The organism is Actinoplanes sp. NPDC089786 (genome assembly GCF_040684855.1).
GTDB lineage: Bacteria > Actinomycetota > Actinomycetes > Mycobacteriales > Micromonosporaceae > Actinoplanes.
In genome coordinates, this window is record NZ_JBFBGU010000014.1 from 40,893 (window position 1) to 61,163 (window position 20,271).

General features: G+C 71.0%; 15 protein-coding genes. 14 read left to right on the forward strand and 1 reads right to left on the reverse strand.

The window, feature by feature from the left end:
- Positions 1–4 precede the first annotated feature (4 nt).
- The 6 genes from AB0O15_RS31135 to AB0O15_RS31160 all read left to right on the forward strand — a co-directional run bounded on the left by AB0O15_RS31135 (position 5) and on the right by AB0O15_RS31160 (position 7,226).
- Positions 5–868: an ABC transporter permease gene (locus tag AB0O15_RS31135; RefSeq protein ID WP_364325669.1), complete on the forward strand. Its 864-nt coding sequence runs from the start codon at positions 5–7 to the stop codon at positions 866–868.
- Positions 865–1,647 carry an ABC transporter permease gene (locus AB0O15_RS31140; RefSeq protein WP_364325672.1) on the forward strand — a complete coding sequence of 261 codons (783 nt, stop codon included), beginning with the start codon at positions 865–867 and terminating at the stop codon, positions 1,645–1,647. The genes AB0O15_RS31135 and AB0O15_RS31140 overlap by 4 nt, the downstream gene beginning before the upstream one ends.
- On the forward strand, positions 1,640–2,998 hold the full coding sequence (locus AB0O15_RS31145) for an FAD-binding oxidoreductase (protein WP_364325675.1): 1,359 nt from the start codon (positions 1,640–1,642) through the stop codon (positions 2,996–2,998). The genes AB0O15_RS31140 and AB0O15_RS31145 overlap by 8 nt, the downstream gene beginning before the upstream one ends.
- 90 nt (positions 2,999–3,088) lie before the next feature.
- A complete protein-coding gene (locus AB0O15_RS31150) occupies positions 3,089–3,700 on the forward strand; it encodes a hypothetical protein (RefSeq protein WP_364325678.1) in 612 nt (203 codons plus the stop codon).
- Complete coding sequence (locus AB0O15_RS31155) at positions 3,697–6,798, forward strand: DUF87 domain-containing protein (RefSeq protein WP_364325681.1); 3,102 nt, start codon at positions 3,697–3,699, stop codon at positions 6,796–6,798. The genes AB0O15_RS31150 and AB0O15_RS31155 overlap by 4 nt, the downstream gene beginning before the upstream one ends.
- A 188-nt stretch (positions 6,799–6,986) precedes the next feature.
- Complete coding sequence (locus AB0O15_RS31160) at positions 6,987–7,226, forward strand: hypothetical protein (RefSeq protein WP_364325684.1); 240 nt, start codon at positions 6,987–6,989, stop codon at positions 7,224–7,226.
- Between the two features lie 32 nt (positions 7,227–7,258).
- Here the strand turns inward: AB0O15_RS31160 and AB0O15_RS31165 are convergent, their stop codons facing one another.
- Positions 7,259–8,239, reverse strand: a complete 981-nt coding sequence (locus AB0O15_RS31165; protein WP_364325687.1) for an LLM class flavin-dependent oxidoreductase — start codon at positions 8,237–8,239, stop codon at positions 7,259–7,261.
- 82 nt (positions 8,240–8,321) lie between these two features.
- On the opposite strand from AB0O15_RS31165, the gene AB0O15_RS31170 reads away from it, so the two are divergent.
- The 8 genes from AB0O15_RS31170 to AB0O15_RS31205 all read left to right on the forward strand — a co-directional run bounded on the left by AB0O15_RS31170 (position 8,322) and on the right by AB0O15_RS31205 (position 20,148).
- Entirely contained in the window at positions 8,322–9,236 is a 915-nt protein-coding gene (locus tag AB0O15_RS31170) for an ATP-binding cassette domain-containing protein (protein ID WP_364325690.1), read from the forward strand.
- A gap of 19 nt (positions 9,237–9,255) precedes the next feature.
- Positions 9,256–10,029: an ABC transporter permease subunit gene (locus tag AB0O15_RS31175; protein ID WP_364325693.1), complete on the forward strand. Its 774-nt coding sequence runs from the start codon at positions 9,256–9,258 to the stop codon at positions 10,027–10,029.
- A 12-nt stretch (positions 10,030–10,041) separates the two neighbouring features.
- Positions 10,042–10,722, forward strand: a complete 681-nt coding sequence (locus tag AB0O15_RS31180; protein WP_364325696.1) for a response regulator transcription factor — start codon at positions 10,042–10,044, stop codon at positions 10,720–10,722.
- On the forward strand, positions 10,719–12,164 hold the full coding sequence (locus AB0O15_RS31185; RefSeq protein WP_364325699.1) for a HAMP domain-containing sensor histidine kinase: 1,446 nt from the start codon (positions 10,719–10,721) through the stop codon (positions 12,162–12,164). The genes AB0O15_RS31180 and AB0O15_RS31185 overlap by 4 nt, the downstream gene beginning before the upstream one ends.
- Positions 12,165–12,209: 45 nt before the next feature.
- Complete coding sequence (locus AB0O15_RS31190; protein ID WP_364325702.1) at positions 12,210–14,753, forward strand: carboxypeptidase-like regulatory domain-containing protein; 2,544 nt, start codon at positions 12,210–12,212, stop codon at positions 14,751–14,753.
- A 4-nt stretch (positions 14,754–14,757) separates the two neighbouring features.
- Positions 14,758–17,331 (forward strand): hypothetical protein, encoded by a 2,574-nt coding sequence (locus AB0O15_RS31195; protein ID WP_364325704.1) that lies wholly within the window; start codon positions 14,758–14,760, stop codon positions 17,329–17,331.
- 182 nt (positions 17,332–17,513) lie between these two features.
- On the forward strand, positions 17,514–18,893 hold the full coding sequence (locus AB0O15_RS31200; RefSeq protein ID WP_364325707.1) for a questin oxidase family protein: 1,380 nt from the start codon (positions 17,514–17,516) through the stop codon (positions 18,891–18,893).
- 310 nt (positions 18,894–19,203) lie between these two features.
- Positions 19,204–20,148, forward strand: coding sequence for a hypothetical protein (locus AB0O15_RS31205; protein ID WP_364325710.1), 945 nt, complete (start codon positions 19,204–19,206; stop codon positions 20,146–20,148).
- The last annotated feature ends 123 nt before the right edge of the window (positions 20,149–20,271 follow it).

Here is a 20,271-nt window from a genome sequence, read left to right on the forward strand (position 1 = left end):
CCCGGTGAGCCGGCTGCGGCGCAACCTCGCGCCCTACCTCCTGGTCCTGCCCGGCGGGCTGTGGCTGCTGCTGTTCTTCGCGGTGCCGATGATCACCATGCTGTCGCTGTCGCTGCAACAGGGCGACATCGTCAACGGGTACGCGTTCACCGGCCACTGGCAGACCTATGTGGACGCCATCGGCAACTACCGGACCCAGCTGTTCCGGTCGCTGCTCTACGGCGCGATCGCCACCGTTCTGCTCATCGTGGTGGCGTTCCCGGTCGCGTACTGGATCGCCTTCTACGGCGGCCGGCGCAAGGCCACCTACCTGTTCCTGCTGCTCCTGCCGTTCTTCGTGTCGTTCGTGCTGCGGACCATCTCGTGGCGGCAGATCCTCACCGACGAGGGCCCGCTGCTCGGGCCGCTCAAGGACATCGGGCTGCTCGGCTCGTCGTTCCACATCCTGGGTACGCCGTTCGCGGTAATCGCCGGCCTGGTCTACAACTTCCTGCCGTTCATGGTGCTGCCGGTCTACGTGGCCCTGGAACGGATCGACCCGCGGGTCATCGAGGCCGCCCGCGACCTGTACGCCGACCCGGCCACCGCCTTCCGCAAGGTGATCCTGCCGCTCGCCCTGCCCGGGGTGTTCGCCGGTGTGCTGATGACGTTCGTGCCGGCCAGCTCCGACTACGTGAACTCGGCGGTGCTCGGCAGCTCGTCGACCACGATGATCGGGCAGGTCATCCAGGCGCAATACCTGGCCACGGCGGACTATCCGACGGCGTCGGCGCTGTCCTTCGTACTCATGGCCGTGCTGTTGATCGGGGTCTTCGCCTACGCGCGGGCGCTGGGCACCGAGGACGTGATGAAGGTGGCGGCCCGATGAGGAACTCACGCGCGCTGCACATCTACACGTGGGTCGTGGTCGCCTGGCTCACCCTGCCGGTCGCGGTGATGATCGCGTTCGGGTTCAACGACACCCCCGGCCGCTACAACCAGACCTGGGAGGGCTTCACCGTCAAGTGGTACGGCCGGGTCTTCGGCATCGACGCGCTCACCGAGGCGCTGCTGATCTCGGTCGTCGTCGCGATCATCACCGCCGTGGTGGCCGGCGCGCTCGGCACCGGCATCGGCTACGCGCTGGGCCGCTACCGGTTCCGCGGCTCGGGCACGGTCAACCTGGTGCTGTTCGCCGCGATGTCCGCCCCCGAGCTGGTGATGGGCGCCTCGCTGCTGACCATGTTCGTGTCGCTCGGCGTCGGCCTCGGCCCGGTCACCATCTCGATCGCGCACATCATGTTCTCCATCTCGTTCGTGTCCGTGGTGGTCCGCGCCCGCGTGCTCACCCTGGACCGATCCCTGGAGGAGGCCGCCGCCGACCTGGGCGCGACCGCCTGGACGACGTTCTGGAAGGTCACGTTCCCGCTGCTGCTGCCGGCCATCGGCTCCGGCATGATGCTGGCCTTCGCGCTGTCCATCGACGACTTCGTGGTCACCAACCTCACCGCCGGCACCACGGTCACGTTCCCGCTCTGGATCTGGGGCGCCACCCGGGTCGGCCTGCCGCCGCAGGTCAACGTCATGGGCACGCTCATCTTCGCGGTCGGGGTGCTGATCGCGGTGCTGTCCGGGGTGCGCTCCCGGCCGCGCCGCCGCCGTGGCTGACCCGCTGGCCGACGCCGAACCCTCCTGTTACTGGCTGTCCCAGGAGGGGGCGCCGCCGGCCCTTGATCCGCTCGCTTCGGCCTTGCGGGCCTCGCTGGCTGTGATCGGGGCCGGCTACAGCGGGCTGTGGACCGCCTTGCTGGCCAAGGAGCGGGATCCTTCACGGGACGTCGTCGTTCTCGAGGCGGGTACGGCGGGGTGGGCCGCGTCGGGGCGGAACGGTGGGTTCGTCTCGGCCTCTTTGACCCACGGGTACGAGAACGGGCTGCGCCACTTTCCTTCCTCGCTGGCTCAGTTGGAACAGCTCGGGTTGGACAATTTGGGCGCGATCGCGTCGGCCGTCGCACGTTATGACATCGACTGTTCCTTCGAGCGCACCGGTGAGCTCGTGGTCGCCACTTCCGAATGGCAGCTGGCGGCGCTCTCTTCCTCGCCCGACTTCCTCTCTCTTGAAGCGGTTCAGGCGGAAGTCCGTTCGCCACGGTTCCTCGGCGGGGTCTGGGATCGGGACGGCTGCGCCATGGTCGACCCGGCGCGGCTGGTCTGGGGGCTGCGCCGCGCGTGCCTCTCGCTCGGCGTACGCATCTTCGAGAACACCCCGGTGCTCGGCATCTCGCCGGCCCGGGGCGGGCTCCGGCTGGACACCCCGCGGGGCGAGGTCCTCGCTTCGTCGGTGGCGCTCGCGACCGGGACACACGGGAAGCTGCTGCGCCGGCTCCAGCACTACATCGCGCCGGTGTACGACTACGCGCTGATGACCGAACCGCTGAGCGCGGCACAGCTGGCCTCGATCGGCTGGGCCAACCGGCAGGGCCTCGGCGACGCGGCCAACCAGTTCCACTACTTCCGGCGTACGGCCGACGACCGGATCCTGTGGGGCGGCTACGACGCGATCTACTACCGGGGCGGCCGGATCAGTCCCGCCCGCGACCAGCGCGAGGACACGTTCCGGCGGCTGGCCCGGCACTTCGCGGCCACGTTCCCCCAGCTCGACGGCATCCGCTTCACCCACAAGTGGGGCGGAGTGATCGACGCGTGCAGCCGGTTCAGCCCGTTCTTCGGCACCGCCTACGGCGGCCGGCTGGCGTACGCCGCGGGCTACACCGGCCTGGGCGTCGGCGCGACCCGCTTCGGCGCGAACGTCATGCTCGACCTGCTCACCGGCCGGCCCACTCCCCTGACCCGCCTGGAGATGGTCCGCCGCAAGCCGGTCCCGTTCCCACCCGAGCCGGTCCGCAACGGCGTCATCCAGCTCACCCGCTGGTCCATCGCCCAGGCCGACCGCCAGGCCGGCCGCCGCAACCTGTGGCTCCGAACCCTCGACCGCCTGGGCGTCGGCTTCGATTCGTAATGGTGATCAAGGCCGGCCTATTCGCATTCGATCATCAGCGGCAAATTCTCACTCTCGCGATATTGCCGCCGACCATTCATGATGCTTCCCATGGCCGCCGCCCTCAGCACCTCAGCCCGCCAGGCTTTGATCGCACTCATGATCCACGTTTCCGAGGCATCCAATCCGGATCTTCAGAACCGTTTTGGATTGACGATCAAGAAACCCGACCGTGATCGGCTGAATGACGAGAAATTGATCACGTGGCGGAAAGGCGCCCGGCAGGCGATCTTTCACGAACTCACCGACAAGGGCTGGGCGAGAGCACGAACGGAACTCACCTCCGAGCCGCCGGAAAAGGCATCGCCCGCCTGGCGCCTTCACTATGCGACGCTGCGCAACCTCGATCGGATGATGCAGAAGCTGGACTACCAGCTCTCCGACGTCTTCGTGCTGGAGGAATCGCCCGAGGACGGCATCCGGCGCGTTTACGGCGAGCTCGCCGGGCAGCCAGGCGAGCTGGTCGGTCTGGACCAGCTCCGAGGCCGGCTCGCCGGCATCTCCCGCGCCGAGCTCGACGCCGCGCTGATCGATCTGAACCGCCGGAAGCAGATCCACCTCGACCCCGATCCGAACCGCCGGGTCCTGACCGACGAGGCACGCGCGGCCGCGATCAGCGTCGGCGGGGAGGACATGCATCTGATCGCGATCGGCACGCGGTGATCGAGCCGGCCGAGCGCCGTGCGCTCTCCGAACTGAGCAGGCTGGACTGGGCGCCCACCCAGGAGGATGTCTGGTCGCCGCTCGACATCCACATCGACGAGCTGAACGGCGACGTCGGTGACACCTTGCTCCGCGCCTTCGAAGAGGCCAGGGACAGCGAGTCCCGGTGCCCGCTGGGCCTGGTGATCGAGGGGCGGCAGGGCGCCGGCAAGACACATCTGGTGCGATGGGCGCGCGAGCAGGTGCAGCACCGGCACGGCTACTTCTTCCTGATGGGCATCACCGACGGCCGCAGCTTCTGGACGAACATCGTGCACGCGTTCCTCCGCGGGCTGAGGCGTTCGGGCTCGTACCGGCATCTGCAGCTCTCCGTCTTTCTCGGCGCCCTGGCCGAGATCTCGCAGGTCCCCAACGCGATGCGGCTCATGGTGCGTGGTGATCGGCCGATCAGCCCGGAGGTCCTCGATCACCTGGTGAGCGGGGTGCGACGGGCCCACCCGGAGGCGGGACGCGAATGCCGCCACACCCTTCGCGCCCTGGTGCTGATCGCCTCACCCGACGAGAACGTCGCCGACGCGGCGGAGAGCTGGCTGCTGTCCGCGGACGACGGGACAGCGGAGGCCCTGGACACCTGGGGTCTTCCCCGGCGGCCGAAGAAACCGCAGGATGTCGCCGCGGAGATCTCCCGGCTCCTGGCGATCACCGGGCCGACGTTGCTCGCGGTGGACCAGATCGACACGATCTTCGCCCAGGCCCGGACGCCGGCCGGCGAGCCCATCGATCTCGCCGCCGACCTGGGCAACGGCCTGATGCAGCTGCGCGAGGTTCTGAGCCGGACCGTGACGATCGTCGCCTGTCTGCCCACCTCCTGGAATCTGATCAGGGAGTCGGCCCTGGCCTCGGTCACCAATCGGTTCCGGCAGGAGACCCGGCTCAGCGTTCTTCCGTCGGCCGAGGTCGCCGAGCGTCTGCTGGCGGCGAAGTTCGAGCCGTTCTTCGAAACGGCCGAGTTCGAACCGCCGTACCCGACGTGGCCGATCCTGCGGACGGCCTTCGGCACCGCGACCGATCTCACGCCCCGCCGGCTGTTGCAGCGCGCGGACGATCACGTCGAGTCCTGCCTGGACTCCGACGCCGTGGTTGAGCTCGCCGACTTCGGCGCGGTGGCTCGGCCGGCGCAACGGATCGCCCCGGTGACGCCGCCGGAGCAGCTCACGACATTCGACGAGCGGCTGGCGGAGCTCCGCGGGCAGGCCAAGATCGGTGACGCGTTGAGCCCCGCCGGTGAGGATCAGGCGATGCCGCGGCTGCTCGACGCCGGGCTGCGCGCCTGGACGATCGAGCAGGGTGATCGCCGTAGCCGGTACAAGGTGCAGCCGGGCGAGGACGGCAGCCCGTCGTTGCACGCGTGGCTGCGCGAAACGCTCGACGACACCACCGAGGACGAGGCGCAGTGGTCGTTCCGGGCGCTGGCTCATCCGCACCACCGAGCCGTGCAGACGCGGCTTCGCCGGCTGCGCGATTTCGCCAACCTCGACCCGGCGATCAGCAAGCGCCGCGCCGTCCTGCTGCGCAACACCGACTGGCCCACCGGCGCGGTCAGCCGCCGCGTACGCCAGGAGTTCCTCGACCTGGGCGGCGTCATCACCGAGGTGACCGAGGACGACCTGCGCACCTTCGACGCGCTGGCCACCATGCTCGACGAGCACGAGCCGGCCCTTCCGCACTGGCTGGTGTCGCGTCAACCGGCCTGGAACACCGCGCTGTTCACGACCCTCTTCGGGCCGCCCACGGCTCTCGTCGGGCCGCCGACCGCTCTCGTCGGGTCGCCGGCAGTCGAGAACGCGCCGGTGGTTCTCGACGCACCCGAGGCCGAGAACGAGATCGGCCTCGGCGTCTCGGACGGGAAACCGGTGCGGGCCACGCTCGAGTCACTTCGCAAGCACGCCGTCATCTTCGCCGGATCCGGGTCGGGCAAGACGGTCCTCATCCGCCGCCTGATCGAGGAGTGCGCGCTCCACGGCGTCTCGGCGATCGTGCTGGATCCCAACAACGACCTCGCGCGCCTCGGCGATCCCTGGCCCACACCGCCGGCGGGGTGGCGGCCGGAGGACGCACGGATGGCCGCCGACTATCTCCAGGGCACCGACGTGGTGGTCTGGACGCCGCGGCGGGAGTCGGGCCGGCCACTCAGCCTGCAACCGTTGCCCGACTTCGCGGCCGTCCTGGACGAGCCGGACGAGTTCGCGCTGGCCCTCGACGCCGCGGTCGCCGCGCTGGCGCCTCGCGCCCGCATGGCCGGGAACACCGCCAAGGCGGACCGCGGAAGGGCCGTGCTCAAGCAGGCGATGGCCCACTTCGCCCGGAGCGGTGGCGGCGGGCTGGCCGAATTCGTCGACCTGCTCAAGGATCTCCCGCACGAGGCGGCCACCCTGGCCAAGGCCTACGAGCTGGCCGCCGACATGGCTGAGACGCTGCAGGCGGCGATGGTCAACGATCCGCTCTTCGGCGGGGCCGGTGTGGCGCTGGACCCGGGCGTGTTGATGACCCCGGCGCCGGGGAAACGCGCCCGTGTCTCGGTCGTCAACTTCATCGGGCTTCCCACCGACGAGCAGCGTCAGAGCTTCGTGAACCAGCTGCAGATGGCGCTGTTCGCCTGGATCAAGCGTCATCCGGCCGGCGACAAGCCCCTCGGTGGGCTGTTCGTGATGGACGAGGCGCAGACGCTCGTACCCTCGGGTCCGGTCACCGCCTGCACCGAAAGCGCGCTGGCGCTGGCCAGTCAGGCCCGGAAGTACGGCCTCGGTCTCATCTTCGCGACCCAGGCGCCGAAGGGCATCCACAACCGGATCGTCGGCAATGCGGCGACGCAGTTCTACGGGTTCCTGAACAGTCCCACGCAGATCGCCGCGGCCAAGGAGGTGGCTCAGGCCAAGGGAAGCGCGGTGCTGGAGATCTCGCGGCTCAAGGCCGGTGAATTCTATGCGGTCGCCGAGGGCAAACCGTTCCGCCGATTAAATACGCCGATGTGCCTGAGTCATCACCCGAAGAGCGCGCTGAGCGCCGAGGAAGTCCTCCAGCGCGCCAGGGCAGAGTGAGGGAACCCGCATGGACATCGTCATCGAGAGCCTGATGAAGCAGTTCCAGACCGACCACGATCTGGAGACGCTCGCCCAGGACGAGGCGTTCGAGGCATTCGCCGGATTCTGCGTCCTCAGCTCGTTCTACGAGAGCGACTTCAACCCCGACTCATTCCGGATGGGTGGCGGAAACGATTACGGAATCGATGTCTGCGGCGAAGTTCTCCGGCGGCCGGCCGAGGCTGCACATCCGCTATGCGACCACCGGTGTCCAGGTCGCCGAAATGCTCAGGAAGAAGGGCGTCTCGGCCGAGCGCACCCTGATGCGGTCGGGACGCTTCGACGAGGTGACGGTCCGATGTGTCACCCGCGACGATCTGCGCGAGTCGTACAAGCGGGCGACGCACGCGGTGCCGGCTACCTTCGAGATGGCGAAGAAGGGTTGATGGACCGGGACGGCGGCCGGCTGCCCCGGGCGTCAGGGGGCGGTCGTCAGCTCGATCGAACGGAGGCGGTCGTCGACGCTCTGGGCGTGGTGGGCGGTGATCAGCTCGTCGGCGCCGGCCTCCTTGGCGAAGGCCTCGAGGTAGTCGCGGACCTCGGCGGCCGTGCCGACGGCGGTGTAGCGGGTCATCTGGGCCAGCTGGCCGCCGCTGGGTGAGGCGAGGAAGTCGTCGATCTCGGCGTCGGTGAAGTTTCTGCGAATCGGGCCTCGGGTCAGGAAGGCTCGGGTACGGGCGCGGTAGGCCGCGTTCTTCTGCTCGACCGCCAGGTCGTGGTCGTCGGCGGCGATCACGTTGACGCCGGCGATCGCCCACGGCTCGGCGAGCTGGGCCGACGGGCGGAACGAGTCGCGGTAGACGCCGATCGCCTGGTGGAGGGCGTCGGGCGCGAAGTGGGAGGCGAACGCGTACGGCAGGCCCAGGGCCGCCGCGAGCTGGGCGCCGAACAGTGAGCTGCCCAGGATGTAGAGCGGCACCGGCGCCTCGGGCCGGGGCACCGCCTCGACGCCGGGGATGCGCGACTTGCCGGTCAGGAAGCCCTGGAGCTCTTGCACGTCTTGGGGAAAAGTGTCGGCCGACGAGTTGTCGCGGCGCAGGGCCAGCATCGTGTTCTGGTCGCTGCCGGGGGCGCGGCCCAGACCCAGGTCGATGCGGTCGGGGAAGAGCGTGCCCAGGGTGCCGAACTGCTCGGCGATCACCAGCGGCGAGTGGTTGGGCAGCATGATGCCGCCGGCGCCGAGGCGGATGGTGTCGGTGTGGGCGGCGACGTGGCCGATCAGCACGCTGGTGGCCGAGGAGGCGATCGACGGCATGTTGTGGTGTTCGGCATACCAGACCCGGCGGTAGCCGGCCCGCTCGGCGGCACGGGCCAGCTCGACGCTGGCGGCGAAGCTCTCGCGGGCGGTCTGCCCGGGGGCGATGGGCGCGAGATCGAGCAGGGACAGGGGGATCGCCATGGGCCCCATGATGTCTCGCTCTCACAGAGTTCTCCCAGAACAACTCAGAACTGGATCAGAGACACGCGTCACGGTATGCGGCATGACGAGGATCGAGGTGCGGGGGCTGACCAAGCGGTACGGCCCCGAGACCGTGGTGGACGACCTGTCCTTCACCGTCGAACCCGGCCAGGTGACCGGGTTCCTGGGCCCGAACGGCGCCGGCAAGTCCACCACCATGAAGATGATCGTCGGCCTGGCCCGGCCCACCCGCGGCGCCGTCACGATCGGCGGCCGCCGGTACGCCGACCTGCCGGTGCCGCTGACCGAGGTGGGCGCCCTGCTCGACGCCGGCGCGATCGACGGCCATCGGAAGGCGTACGACCACCTGCTCGCCCTGGCCGTGAGCAACGGTCTCCCCCGCCGCCGGGTCGGCGAGGTGCTGGCCCGGGTCGGGCTGGAGAGTGTGGCCGGGCGGCGGACCGGCGGGTTCTCGCTGGGCATGCGGCAGCGGCTCGGCATCGCGGCGACGCTGCTCGGCGACCCGCGGGTGCTGATCTTCGACGAGCCGGTGAACGGCCTCGACCCGGAGGGCATCCGGTGGATCCGCGACTTCATGCGCGGGCTGGCCGCCGAGGGCCGGGCGGTGCTGGTCTCCAGCCATCTGATGAGCGAGATGGCGCGGACCGCCGATCATCTGGTGGTCGTCGGGCGGGGCCGGCTGATCGCCGACACCAGCATGGACGCGCTGGTCACGGCCGGTGGGGAGGGAACGGTTCTGGTGCGTACGCCCGACCCGGCGCCGTTCGCGCACCGGCTCGTGGGCGCCGGGGCCTCCGTACGCGAAGGCCTGGAGTCGTCGTTGATCGTGAACGGGCTGAACGCCGCCGAGATCGGGGCGCTGGCCGCGGCCGGCGGAGTGGTGCTGAGCGAGCTCACGCCGCAACGCGCCTCGCTGGAGGACGCGTTCATGGAACTGACCCGGGACAGTGTCGAATTTCAAGAGGTGGCCGCATGAGATTTCAAGAGGTTGCCGCATGAGGTTCACGCACACCCTGCACGCCGAGTGGGTCAAGTTACGCAGCGTACGGTCGACCTGGCTGACGCTGGCCACGCTGTTCGTCGTCGGCCTCGGCATCACGGCGCTGACCAGCTTCGCCGGCGGCGAGGGCTACGCCGAGCTCAGCCCGGCCGACCGGCTGGAATGGGACCCGACCAACCTGAGCCTGCGCAGCTACATCGTCGCCCAGCTGGTGATCGGCGTCCTCGGCATCCTGATGGTCACCTCCGAGTTCGCGTCGGGGCTGATGCAGATGTCGCTCGGGGCGACGCCGCGCCGGCACCGGCTGCTGGCCGCCAAGGTGCTGCTCGCCGCCGCCCTGGCCGTGGTCGTGGGCGAGGTGCTGATGGTCGCCGTGTTCACCATCGGGCAGCTCATGCTGGCCGCCAAGGACGCGCCGCACGCCGGCCTGGGCGATCCGGGCGTGCTCCCCGCGGTGCTCGGCGGCGGCCTCTACCTGGCCGCGATCGCGCTGCTCTCGGTCGGTCTGGGCACGATCCTCCGGTCCACCGCGGGCGCCCTGGCCACCCTGGTCGGCATCGTCTTCCTGGTGCCGGCGCTCGGCGGCCTGTTCCCGGACTGGCTGCAGAAGGTGCTCTACTTCTGGCCCAGCCAGGGCGGGGCCCAGGTGCTGGCCACGCTGCCCAACCCCGATCTGCCGCACCCCTGGCTCTATTTCGGCGGCATGTGCGCCGGGATCGCCGCGGTGCTGGCCGCCGGGTTCGTGCTCTTCCGGCGCCGCGACGTCTGACAAGCTGACGTGATGAGTGACCGCCTGCTGGTGGTGGACGACGAGGCCACCGTGCGTGAGCTGCTGGCCGCGACGCTGCGGTTCGCCGGCTTCAGCGTGACCACCGCGGCGACCGCCGGGGAGGCGGTCGCCGCGGCCGGGGCCGACCCGCCCGACCTGGTGCTGCTCGACGTGATGCTGCCGGACATGGACGGGTTCGAGGTGGTCCGGCGGCTGCGCGAGCAACGTACCCAGGTGCCCGTGCTCTTCCTCACCGCCCGCGACCGGCAGGCCGACAAGGTGACCGGGCTGTCGCTGGGCGCCGACGACTACGTGACCAAGCCGTTCGACCTGGAGGAGTTGATCGCCCGGATCCGCGCGATCCTGCGCCGCACGGCCGGCCACGGCGGTGACGTGATCACGGTCGGGGAGGTCGCGATGGACACCGAGGGGCACCAGGTGACCCGGGGCGGGCAGCCGGTGCGGCTCTCCGGCACCGAGTTCCGGCTGCTGCGCTACCTGATGGAGAACGCCGGGCGGGTGGTGTCCAAGGCGCAGATCCTCGACCGGGTGTGGCGGTACGACTTCGGCGGGGACGCGAGCATCGTGGACACGTACATCTCCTATCTGCGCCGCAAGGTGGACGCCGAGGAGCCCAAGCACATCCACACCGTGCACGGGGTGGGCTACGTGATGCGGCGGCCGCGGCGGTGACCCGGTTCTCGTTGCGGTCGCGGCTGCTGGCGCTCACCGCGGGGCTGCTGCTGACCGGGCTGGCCGTGTTCGGCACGGTCGTGGTCGACCAACTCGAGAAATATCAGTACGAGCGGATCGACAACCAGCTCAGGTCGTTCTCGACGATCATGTCGGCGGTGACCGCGAACCGGCCGCCCATCCCCGGCGCTCAGGACCGGCCCGACCTGCTCGACCCGGCCCTCGATCTGCTCGGCGCCCCCTACCTGGTGTTTCTCGGAGCGGACGGCCGGGTCGTGAACGGCGTCGTCTCGTCGCGCCTGAGCAGCCTGACCCTGCCTCATCACGACGTCCTGCGCACCGTGCCGACCGACGGGACGACGGTCAACCTGCGCGCGGCCGACGGCTCGGGCCGGTGGCGGGCGGTGGCGCGGCCGGCCGCGGACGGCTCGGGGACGGTCGTCGCGGCGACCCCGCTCACCGAGGCCGACGCCACGCTGAGCCGGTTCCGGACGGCCAGCCTGGTCAGCGGTGGCCTGCTGCTGATCCTGCTGACCGTGGCCGGGTGGTTCGCGCTCGGCCGGGGGCTGCGGCCGCTGCGCCGGATCGAGCACACCGCCGCCGCCATCGCCGGTGGGGACATCACTCAGCGCGTACCCGGAATAGCCTCACCGAAGACCGAGATCGGGCGGCTCGCGGCCTCGCTGAACAGCATGCTGGTGCAGCTCGAGCAGGCGTTCCTCGGTCGGGCGGCGTCCGAGGCGCGGATGCGATGGTTCGTGTCGGACGTCAGCCACGAGCTGCGTACCCCGCTGTTCGTCATCAAGGGGTCGACCGAGCTGTACCGGATGGGCGGGCTGACCGGGCCGGACGCGGTGGCCGAGGCGATGCACGCGATCGACCGCGAGGCCACCCGGCTGAGCGCGCTGACCGAGGACCTGCTGCTGCTGGCCCGGCTCGACGAGCTGCCGGACGCGCAGCTCGATCGGGCGCCGATGGATCTGCGTACGCTCGCCACCGACGCCCGGCACGACCTGCGCGCGCTCGACCCGACCCGGCCGGTGACGCTGACCGGGCCCGGCGGCGAGGAACGGCCCGGCCCGGCGCCGGTGCACGCCGACGAGGCCCGGCTGCGGCAGGTCGTCACCAACCTGGTCGGCAACGCGGCCACGCACACCCCGGCCGGCACCCCGGTCCGCATCGGGGTGGGCACGATGGACGGCCGGGCGGTGCTCGAGGTGGCCGACGACGGTCCCGGCCTGACCGCCGACCAGGCGACCCGCGTGTTCGACCGGTTCTACCGCGCGGACCGCTCCCGCAGCCGGGAGGGCGGCGCGAACTCGGGGCTGGGGCTGGCCATCGCCCAGTCGCTGGCGCACGCCCACGGCGGCGAGATAGAGCTCACCACGGCGGTTGGCAAGGGGGCCGTTTTCCGGATCTCGCTCCCCCGGCTGAGCGGCTAGTCTCCTGTGGACATCGGCACTGCTTGATTCACGGGGAGCTCTCGCATGATCCGTCGTAGCTTGGCGGCCGCGTTGTTGATCGTCGGCGCCTGGGCCGCGCCCGCGGAGGCCGCCGCGGCCGGCACCGTCACCGGCACGTACACCACCGACGCGGGCACGCCGATCCGAGGCGCGCAGGTCATCGTCTATTCCGCGACCGACCTCTACCAGGGCGGCGGCACCACCGACGCCAACGGGCGCTACACGGTTCCCAACATCACCGCCGGCTCGATCAAGATCAAATTCAGCGAGCTCCTGCGTACGCAGTACGCGCACCGCCGGCCCGACGCGGCGAGCGCGACGTTGTTCACCGTGCCGGACGGCGGCACGGTGACGGTCGACGAGATCCGCACGCCGGACAGCGCGGTCGAGGGCACCTTCACCACCGCCGACGGCCGGCCGGGCGACGACGTGCTGGTGGGGGCCTATTCGACCACCAACCGGCTGCTGAAGAGCGTGTTGACCGGGCCGGACGGCCGCTACCGGATCGACCCGGTGCCGGCCGGACCGGTGAAGCTGCTCTTCGACCGCAACAACGTCGAGCAGTGGGCCCACCAGGCCACCGACTTCGCGTCGGCGACCACCTTCGACGCGCCGGTCAACGGGACCCTGGCGGTCGACGAGACCCAGATCCCGACCGGCACCATCCGCGGGGTGATCTCCGGGCTGACCGACGACCTCTACGTCACGGCCTACCGGGTCGGCGGCGGCTACGTCGAGGCCGACGTCACGGCCGACGGGCACTACTCGATCAGCGCGCCCGCCGGGCAGTACCGCATCTCCGTCGACACCGAGATCACCGGCACCCAGTACGTGCCGCAGAAGACCAAGCTCGACGACGGCGCCGTCTTCACCCTCGCGACCGGGCAGACCCTCGACGTCGACGAGACGGTGCTGGCCCTCGGCTCGGTCGGCGGCGTGCTGAAGGGCGGGAACGACAAGCGGGTCCAGCTGTGGCGGGGCGATCAGGTGGTCGCGACCGGGTACGCCTACGAGGACGGCGAATACCTCTTCCGCGGCGTCCAGCCCGGCGACTACCTGGTGTCCTGGCGGAACAGCGCGGGCACCGAGACCTACCTCCCCGGCACGCTGCACCGGGACGAGGCCGAGGTGATCACGATCCGGGCGTACCGGAAGACCACGGCCTCGACCCGGGACGTCGCGGGCGCCCGGCTGCACGGCCGGCTCACGCTGCCGGACGGCACTCCCGCGCCGGGCGTGTCCGTGCGCGCCGCCTCGGTGCCGCCCGGCTACTCGTACGGCGCGACCACCACCGGCGACGGCACCTGGACGATCGACAACATCCGGCCGGAGAACTACGTCGTGTCCTTCGCCACCAGCGGCAACACCCAGTGGGCGTACGGCCAGGCCACCGCGGCCGACGCCGAGGTCTTCCCGCTCGCGTCCGGCCGGGACACCGCCGTCGACGACACCTGGCGGACCGGCAGCACGCTGCGGGTGACCGCGGTCGACGCGGTGACCGGCGACCCGGCGGCGAGCTTCTGCGCGACCTTCGAGGACCGGCCCGGGCGCCACTGCACCGACACCGAGACGCTGATCGTTCCCGGCCTCGCCCCCGGCGCCGACACGCTCTCGGTGACCCCGACCAACAAGAGCGACTATCTGCCGGGTACGCCGGTCCCGGTCACCATCGGCTCCGGCGACACCGCGGTGACCGTGCCGCTCGACCAGGGCGGGCGGGTCGGCGTGCAGATCGCCGAGCGGGCCGGCGGCGCGCCCGCGTGGGACTTCTGCGCGGTGCTCGTGGCGCCCGGCGACGGCACCCCCGACCTCGGCTCCCACAACAACTGCACCCACAAGAACGGCAAGATCACCACGTACGCCGTGCCGGCCGGCACGTACCAGGTGTTCGTCCACTCGACCCGCACCTCGCGGCTGGGCGCCCAGTGGGTCGGCGCGGCCGGCGGCACCGGCGACCAGAAGGAAGCCGTGAAGATCAAGGTCAAGACCGGGAAGACGACCCGGCTGCCCCAGGTGCTGCTCGACCCGGGCCAGCCGATCAGCGGCACGGTCCGCGACGCGGCCGGCGCTCCGGTCGCGGGCGTCAACGTCAGCCGCGGGGCGTGGCCGCTGGGCACCGCGCCGCCGTACCCGCAGACCGACGCCAACGGCCGGTACACGATGTCCGGCTTCGGGCCGTACGAATGGCCGCTGCTCTTCACCCCGAAGGACGGGACGCCGCCCCGGCAGTGGTCGGGCGGCACCGGCAACCGCTTCCAGGCCGCCACCGTCGTCCCCGGCGGCGTCTTCGACTACACGCTGGCCGCGGGCAGCCGGCTGACCGGCACGGTGACCACCGACCGGCCGTTCACCAGCGGGCAGATCACGGCGGTCAACACGGCCACCGGCGACATCCTCGCGATGGCCGGCTTCACCAGCGCGAACCGGGCGTACGACCTGCCGATCGTCGGCGGTGGCTCGGTCCTGCTCCGCTGGTCGATCGACGGCGCGTCCGGCTCGTGGCCCGACCCGGTGAGCGTCCCCAAGTCCGGCACCAAGACCGTCGACCTCACGATCCCCGGGAGCTGAGCCGATGTTCCGCCGCGTTCTCGCCGCCGCCGCGGCCGGCCTGCTGGCCGTCGCCGGATGGGCCGCCCCCTCGCACGCCGCCTCCCCCTACGGCACCGTCGTCGGCACCTACACCGCCGCCGACGGCACGCCGATCGTCAACTCGCACATCGTCGTCGAATCGAACACCGACCGGATCGTCGGCTGGGGCAACACCGACGCCGCCGGCCACTACTCGATCGTCCTGTTCACCTGGGCCGAGTCCGTCCGGCTGTCGTTCGACCACGGCTTCATGAAGCAGTGGGCCCACCAGAAGACCACCGCGGCCGAGGCGACGCTGTTCCCGATCGCGAGCGGTGTCACCGTGACGGTCGACGAGACCGAACTCCCGGTCGGCACGATCGTCGGGGCCTACACCTCGTTCACCGGCGAGCCGATCGCCGGCGCCCAGGTGTACGCGTACTCCTTGGACAACCGCGTCCTGGCCAGCGGCTACACCGGTCCCGACGGGCGGTACCGCGTCTCGCCGACGCCGTTCGGTCCGGTCAAGCTGCAGTACACCGACCACGGCGTGGCGCAGTGGGCACACCAGAAGCCCGACTTCGCGTCGGCCGAGACGATCCAGGTGACCGGCCAGGAGCCGGTGGTCGTCGACGAGACCCAGATCGAGCTCGGCACCATCGAGGGCGAGGTCACGCTGCCGTCCGGCGCCCCCGCCGAAGACTTCTACATCTACGCGGCCCAGGTCGGCGGCTCCACCCTCTCGGTCGGCGGGATCCTCGAGGACGACGGGCGTTACCGGATCAACGTGCCGGCCGGCCGGTGGCGGGTCGCCCTCGACCACGACGCCGTCGGCACCCAGTACGTCCCGCAGAAGCCCAAGGCGGCCGACGCGACGATCTTCACCGTCGCCGCCGGCCAGGTGATCGAGGTCGACGAGACCCTGCGGCCGCTCGGCGGCATCACCGGCGAGCTCGAGCGGGCCAACGGCAGCCCGGTCGCCGAGGAAGAACTGCACCTGTGGAAGGACGGCGTCGAGGTCCGCGGGAAAGACTCCGACGAGGCGGGCGGCTATCTCTTCAGCGCCCTCGAGCCCGGCGGGTACCAGCTGTCCTGGGACAACTTCGACGGCACCCAGACGTACGTGCCCGGCACGCTGCACCGCGACCAGGCCGACACCATCGTCGTGCGGCCGGGCGAGGTGACCGTGGCCGACACCCGGTACGCCGGGCCAGCCACCGTGCGCGGCCGGTTGACCACACCGGACGGGGCGCCGCTGTCCAAGATCTTCGTGGAGATCAAGGCGGTGGCCGGCGGGTACTCGTACGCCGAGGTCACCGACAGCAACGGCGAATGGACGGCCGACGGCATCACGCCGGAGGAGTACCGCATCTCGTTCCGCAACACCGACGCCAAGCTGACCCAGACCGCTCCCGGGACGTACCACCTGGCCGCGAACACCACCACGACGGTCGACGAGACCTGGACGCTCGGGAACACGCTGCGGATCACCGCGCCGGCCGGCTTCTGCGCGACGGTGAACACCTGGACCGGCTACTGCACCGACGGCGACACCCTGTCGATCGTCGGCGTACCCACCGGTCCCGCCACCGTCGTCGTCCACCCCGACAACGGCAGCAACTACCTGCAGAGCGACCGGATCCCGGTGACCGTGGCCGACGGCGGCATCACCCCGCTGACCGTGTCCTCACTGGAGGAGGGCGGCCGGATCTCGGTCACCATCGTCGACCGGATCAACGGCGCCGGGCAGAAGCAGTGGTGCCTCGTGCTCGCCGTCCCCGGCGAGGGCTTCCCGTCGATGGAGTCGGACATCGGGTGCACGCACAAAACCGGCAAGTTCACGACGTACGCCATGCGGCCCGGCACCTTCCAGCTGTTCGTCTACTCGACCAACTCCCTCGGCCTGGGCGCCCAGTGGGTGGGCGAGAACGGCGGCTCCGGCAGCCAGAAGGACGCGGTCAAGATCAAGGTGAAGGTCGGCAAGGTGACCCGGCCGCCCACGATCCTGCTCGACCGGGGCGGCACCGTGGCCGGCACGGTCCGCGACGCCGCCGGCGCGCCGATGGCGAAGGTCAACGTCAGCCCCGACGCCTGGTCGCTGGCCGGAACGCCGCCGTCCAGCGAGTCGTTCACCAGCGGCAGCTACCGGATCTACCTCGACCTGGGCCCGTACGACTGGCCGCTGTTCCTCACCCCGAAGGACGGCGCCGCACCCCGCCAGCTCCTCGGCAACGGAGGCAACCGCTTCCAGGCGCCGACGGTGAAGGTGCAGCCCGACCGGGTCACCACCTACGACCCGGTGCTGATCACGGGCAGCCGCCTCACCGGCACGGTCACCACATCCCGTTCCTTCACCACGGGCCGCGTCACGGCGGTCAACGCGGCCACCGGCGACGACCTGGCCACCGCGACCTTCACCAGCGAGAACCGCACCTACGACATGCCGATCATCGGCCCCGGCCCGGTCCTGCTCCGCTGGTCGCTCACCGGCCCCGCCGCATCCGGCTCCTGGCCCGACAAGGTGAACGTCCCCAAGTCCGGCACGAAGACCGTCGACCTCACGATCACCGAGAGCTGAACCCGCGGAGGGCCTGGCGGTGTCGACCCGTTCGACCAACCCCGCCGGGCCGTTCCGTCTCAAGTGGGGGATCCACGCAATCCAGACCCACAGCAGGCCGAAACCCTCACGGCGCCCCGACTATCGGGGACCGGCCGCCCGGGGGTTGACCTCAAGCTTGATTGAGGTTGCAGTCTGCGGGGATGGCTGACGGAATCCTCGACGAGGCGCTCGAACGCCTCCGTGACACCGGCCCCGAGCGCAACGGCTGGCTGTCCAACCACGCCCCGATGGCGGCCGAGGCGCTGGCCCGCCGCGGGCACGCCGCCCAGGTGCACCGGTGGCTGGACGGCTACGACCACCTCCTGGAAGAGCGGCCCCGCGGGATCAGCCCGATCCCGCGCGACCAGTGGCGCGACCCGCTGGGCGATCCCGTGCGGACCGGCGACTGGCTGGCGTTCTTCGAGCGCGAGCTGACCGCCGCGCCCTGGCGGGAGGTGCTCGCGGTGTGGTGGCCGCGGCTGCTGCCCGGGATCGCGGCCGGCGCCACCCACGGCGTGATCCGGGTGGGGCACGCGGTCCGGGCCCTGCTCGACGTCGAGACCCCGCCTCGGGTCATGGAGCTGGCGCACGGGCTCGCCTATTGGGCGGCGCGCTGGCAGCCGCTGGCCCTTCCCGCGGCCGGGCCCTACCGGGCGTCGGACCCGAGGGCGGCCCTGGATGCGGTGCCGCGTGTGCCGGACCAGCGCTTCGGCATCCGCCACCGGCTCGCCCAACTGGCGGCGCTCGACTCCTGGCCCGCCGTTCCCGACTCCTGGCCCGTCGTCCCCGGCTCTTCGCCTGCCGTTCCAGGCTCCTCGCCCGCCGTTCCAGGCTCCTCGCGCGCCGTCCCCGGCTCCTCGCCCGCCGTTCCAGGCTCCTCGCCCGCCGTTCCAGGCTCCTCGCCCGCCAACCCGGGTTCCTGGCCCGCCGCTGCCAGCCACGTGCCGGCCGCTCCCGGGTCCTGGCGAGCCGAACCCGGCGCGCGCGAGCGCGAAGCCGACAAAACGATCTTGAAGATCGCGGCGGCCACCGCCACCTCCCCCACCCCTGTGGGTGGGCGGGAAAGTAGCACGGCGGGCGGACATTTTGGCGGGGTCGTCCACAGGGCTGCGGCGGGCGGCGTCATCCACAGGCAGGGCGCCTATGAGGCGGTGGCGGTTCTCGATCGGCTCGGCGGGATTGTTGACGCGGCGGTGGCACGGCAGTTCACGCATGGCTATGGCGCGCCGGTCATGCTGGTGCACGCGGCCACGGCGCCGGCTGCTGTGTTGCGGGTGCTGCCCGCGTTGCCGGCTCGGCTCTGGGGGCCGAGCCTCGACGCGGCTTGGGCGGCTGCGGCGGCGGTGAGTGCTGCTTACTCCCCGGCCGAGCCTCGGCCGGTGGAGAGCGTTGACGGTGACCCGATGGAGGCGGCGGCGGCCACCTCCGATCCGCACGCCATCAAGTTCGCCGACGCCGCGCTCGATTCGCTGGCCCGCACCGGCGATGCCGGCATCCGCGGCCGGACCGTCGCGGCTGTCACGCTCATCGCCGCCGATTGATCAGACAGCACGAGGAAAGGTGCGAGCACTGGGTCCGGGGTGGGGGTCCGTGCCGTGGAAATGCGCCGGCGAGTTCGGCGGCGGGCCATGGTCACCACCCCGGCGAATGGCTTGCCTGCGCGGAGTTGGCCGGGCGGCGGGACTTGACCGCCTCGCCGACGGAGTGGGCTTGACGACGCGGGCTCGGCGCCTTGACCGGCGGAATGGGCTGCCGTCGAGATCCCGGATCAGTTGCGGGCAACGTCAACCCGATCAGCGGACGCATGTGAATCGTGTCGACGGGATCCGGGTTCTGCGTCATGGTGAGCGGATGAGCGGTGGGCACGGGTCGGCGGCCGAGGAGCGGGTCTGGGCCCGGATGCCGGAAGGGACGCGGCGGGCGCTGGCGGAGCTGTCCGGAACTGAGCTGCGGACGCTGCTCCTGGGCGCGGCGCGTGACCGGGCTGCGGACGTGACGCCGGCGGAGCTGATGCGCCGGTGGAGGGACGACCGGTTCGTGCGGCCGGCCGCGGTCGATCCTCGGCGGCTGGCTGTTGTGGAGGCTCGGATCTGGCAGTTGCTGCCACCGGAGGTTGACGGCGTTGAGTTGTCGCCGGTCGTGCCGTTGGGTACCTGCTCGGCCGTTGGCCCGGTCAGCCAGAACCGGGTTGTCACGACGATGCGGGGTACCGAGGTTCTCAGCGACGCCACCAACGCGCTGGCCGTCGAGGCCGCCGGCCGGCGTCGGCGGCAACCGGCCGGCGGATCGGTGCACCTGGCCGCTTGTCAGCGGCACCTGCGGGCTCAGGACTTCGGGGAAGGGCGGCCCGCGCATTTTCGGCTGTTCGCCCTGGTGTCCAGTGCTCGTGACGCGGGATCGGGGACGACCCAGGCGCGGCTGCTCGCCCTGCACCTCGGCTTCTGGCAGAAGGTCCTCGCAGCGCTCCTGCCGGATGGGAACCCTCGGGTGCACGTCTCCGCGATGGAGGGCCGGGGCCGGGCCGTCTCCGCGATGGAGGGCCGGGGCCGGCCCCCCACCGGCGTGATGCCGATCGTCGAGGAGCCGGGACGGAGACGGGGCGGGGGTTACTACACCGAGGCGGCGCTGCGGATCACCGCTGGTGACGGCGAGCGGGAGGTCGAGTTGGGCGACGGCGGGTTCACGACATGGACCAGCCGGCTGATGAACGACGCCAAGGAACGGTGCCTTGTCTCGTGCCTGGCCACAGAAAGGGTGATCACGCAGGACGACCCGGCGGGTCGGCAGGGAGGGTGACCGGCGACGGCGCGGGGGTGTGGTGGCCTGCAGGTTCGGTGGGCGTACCCGAGAATGATCTTGATCTGAAGAGGCCGGGCCTGGAAACGCGGCCGAACACGCTTCATCTTGATGGTAACGGTT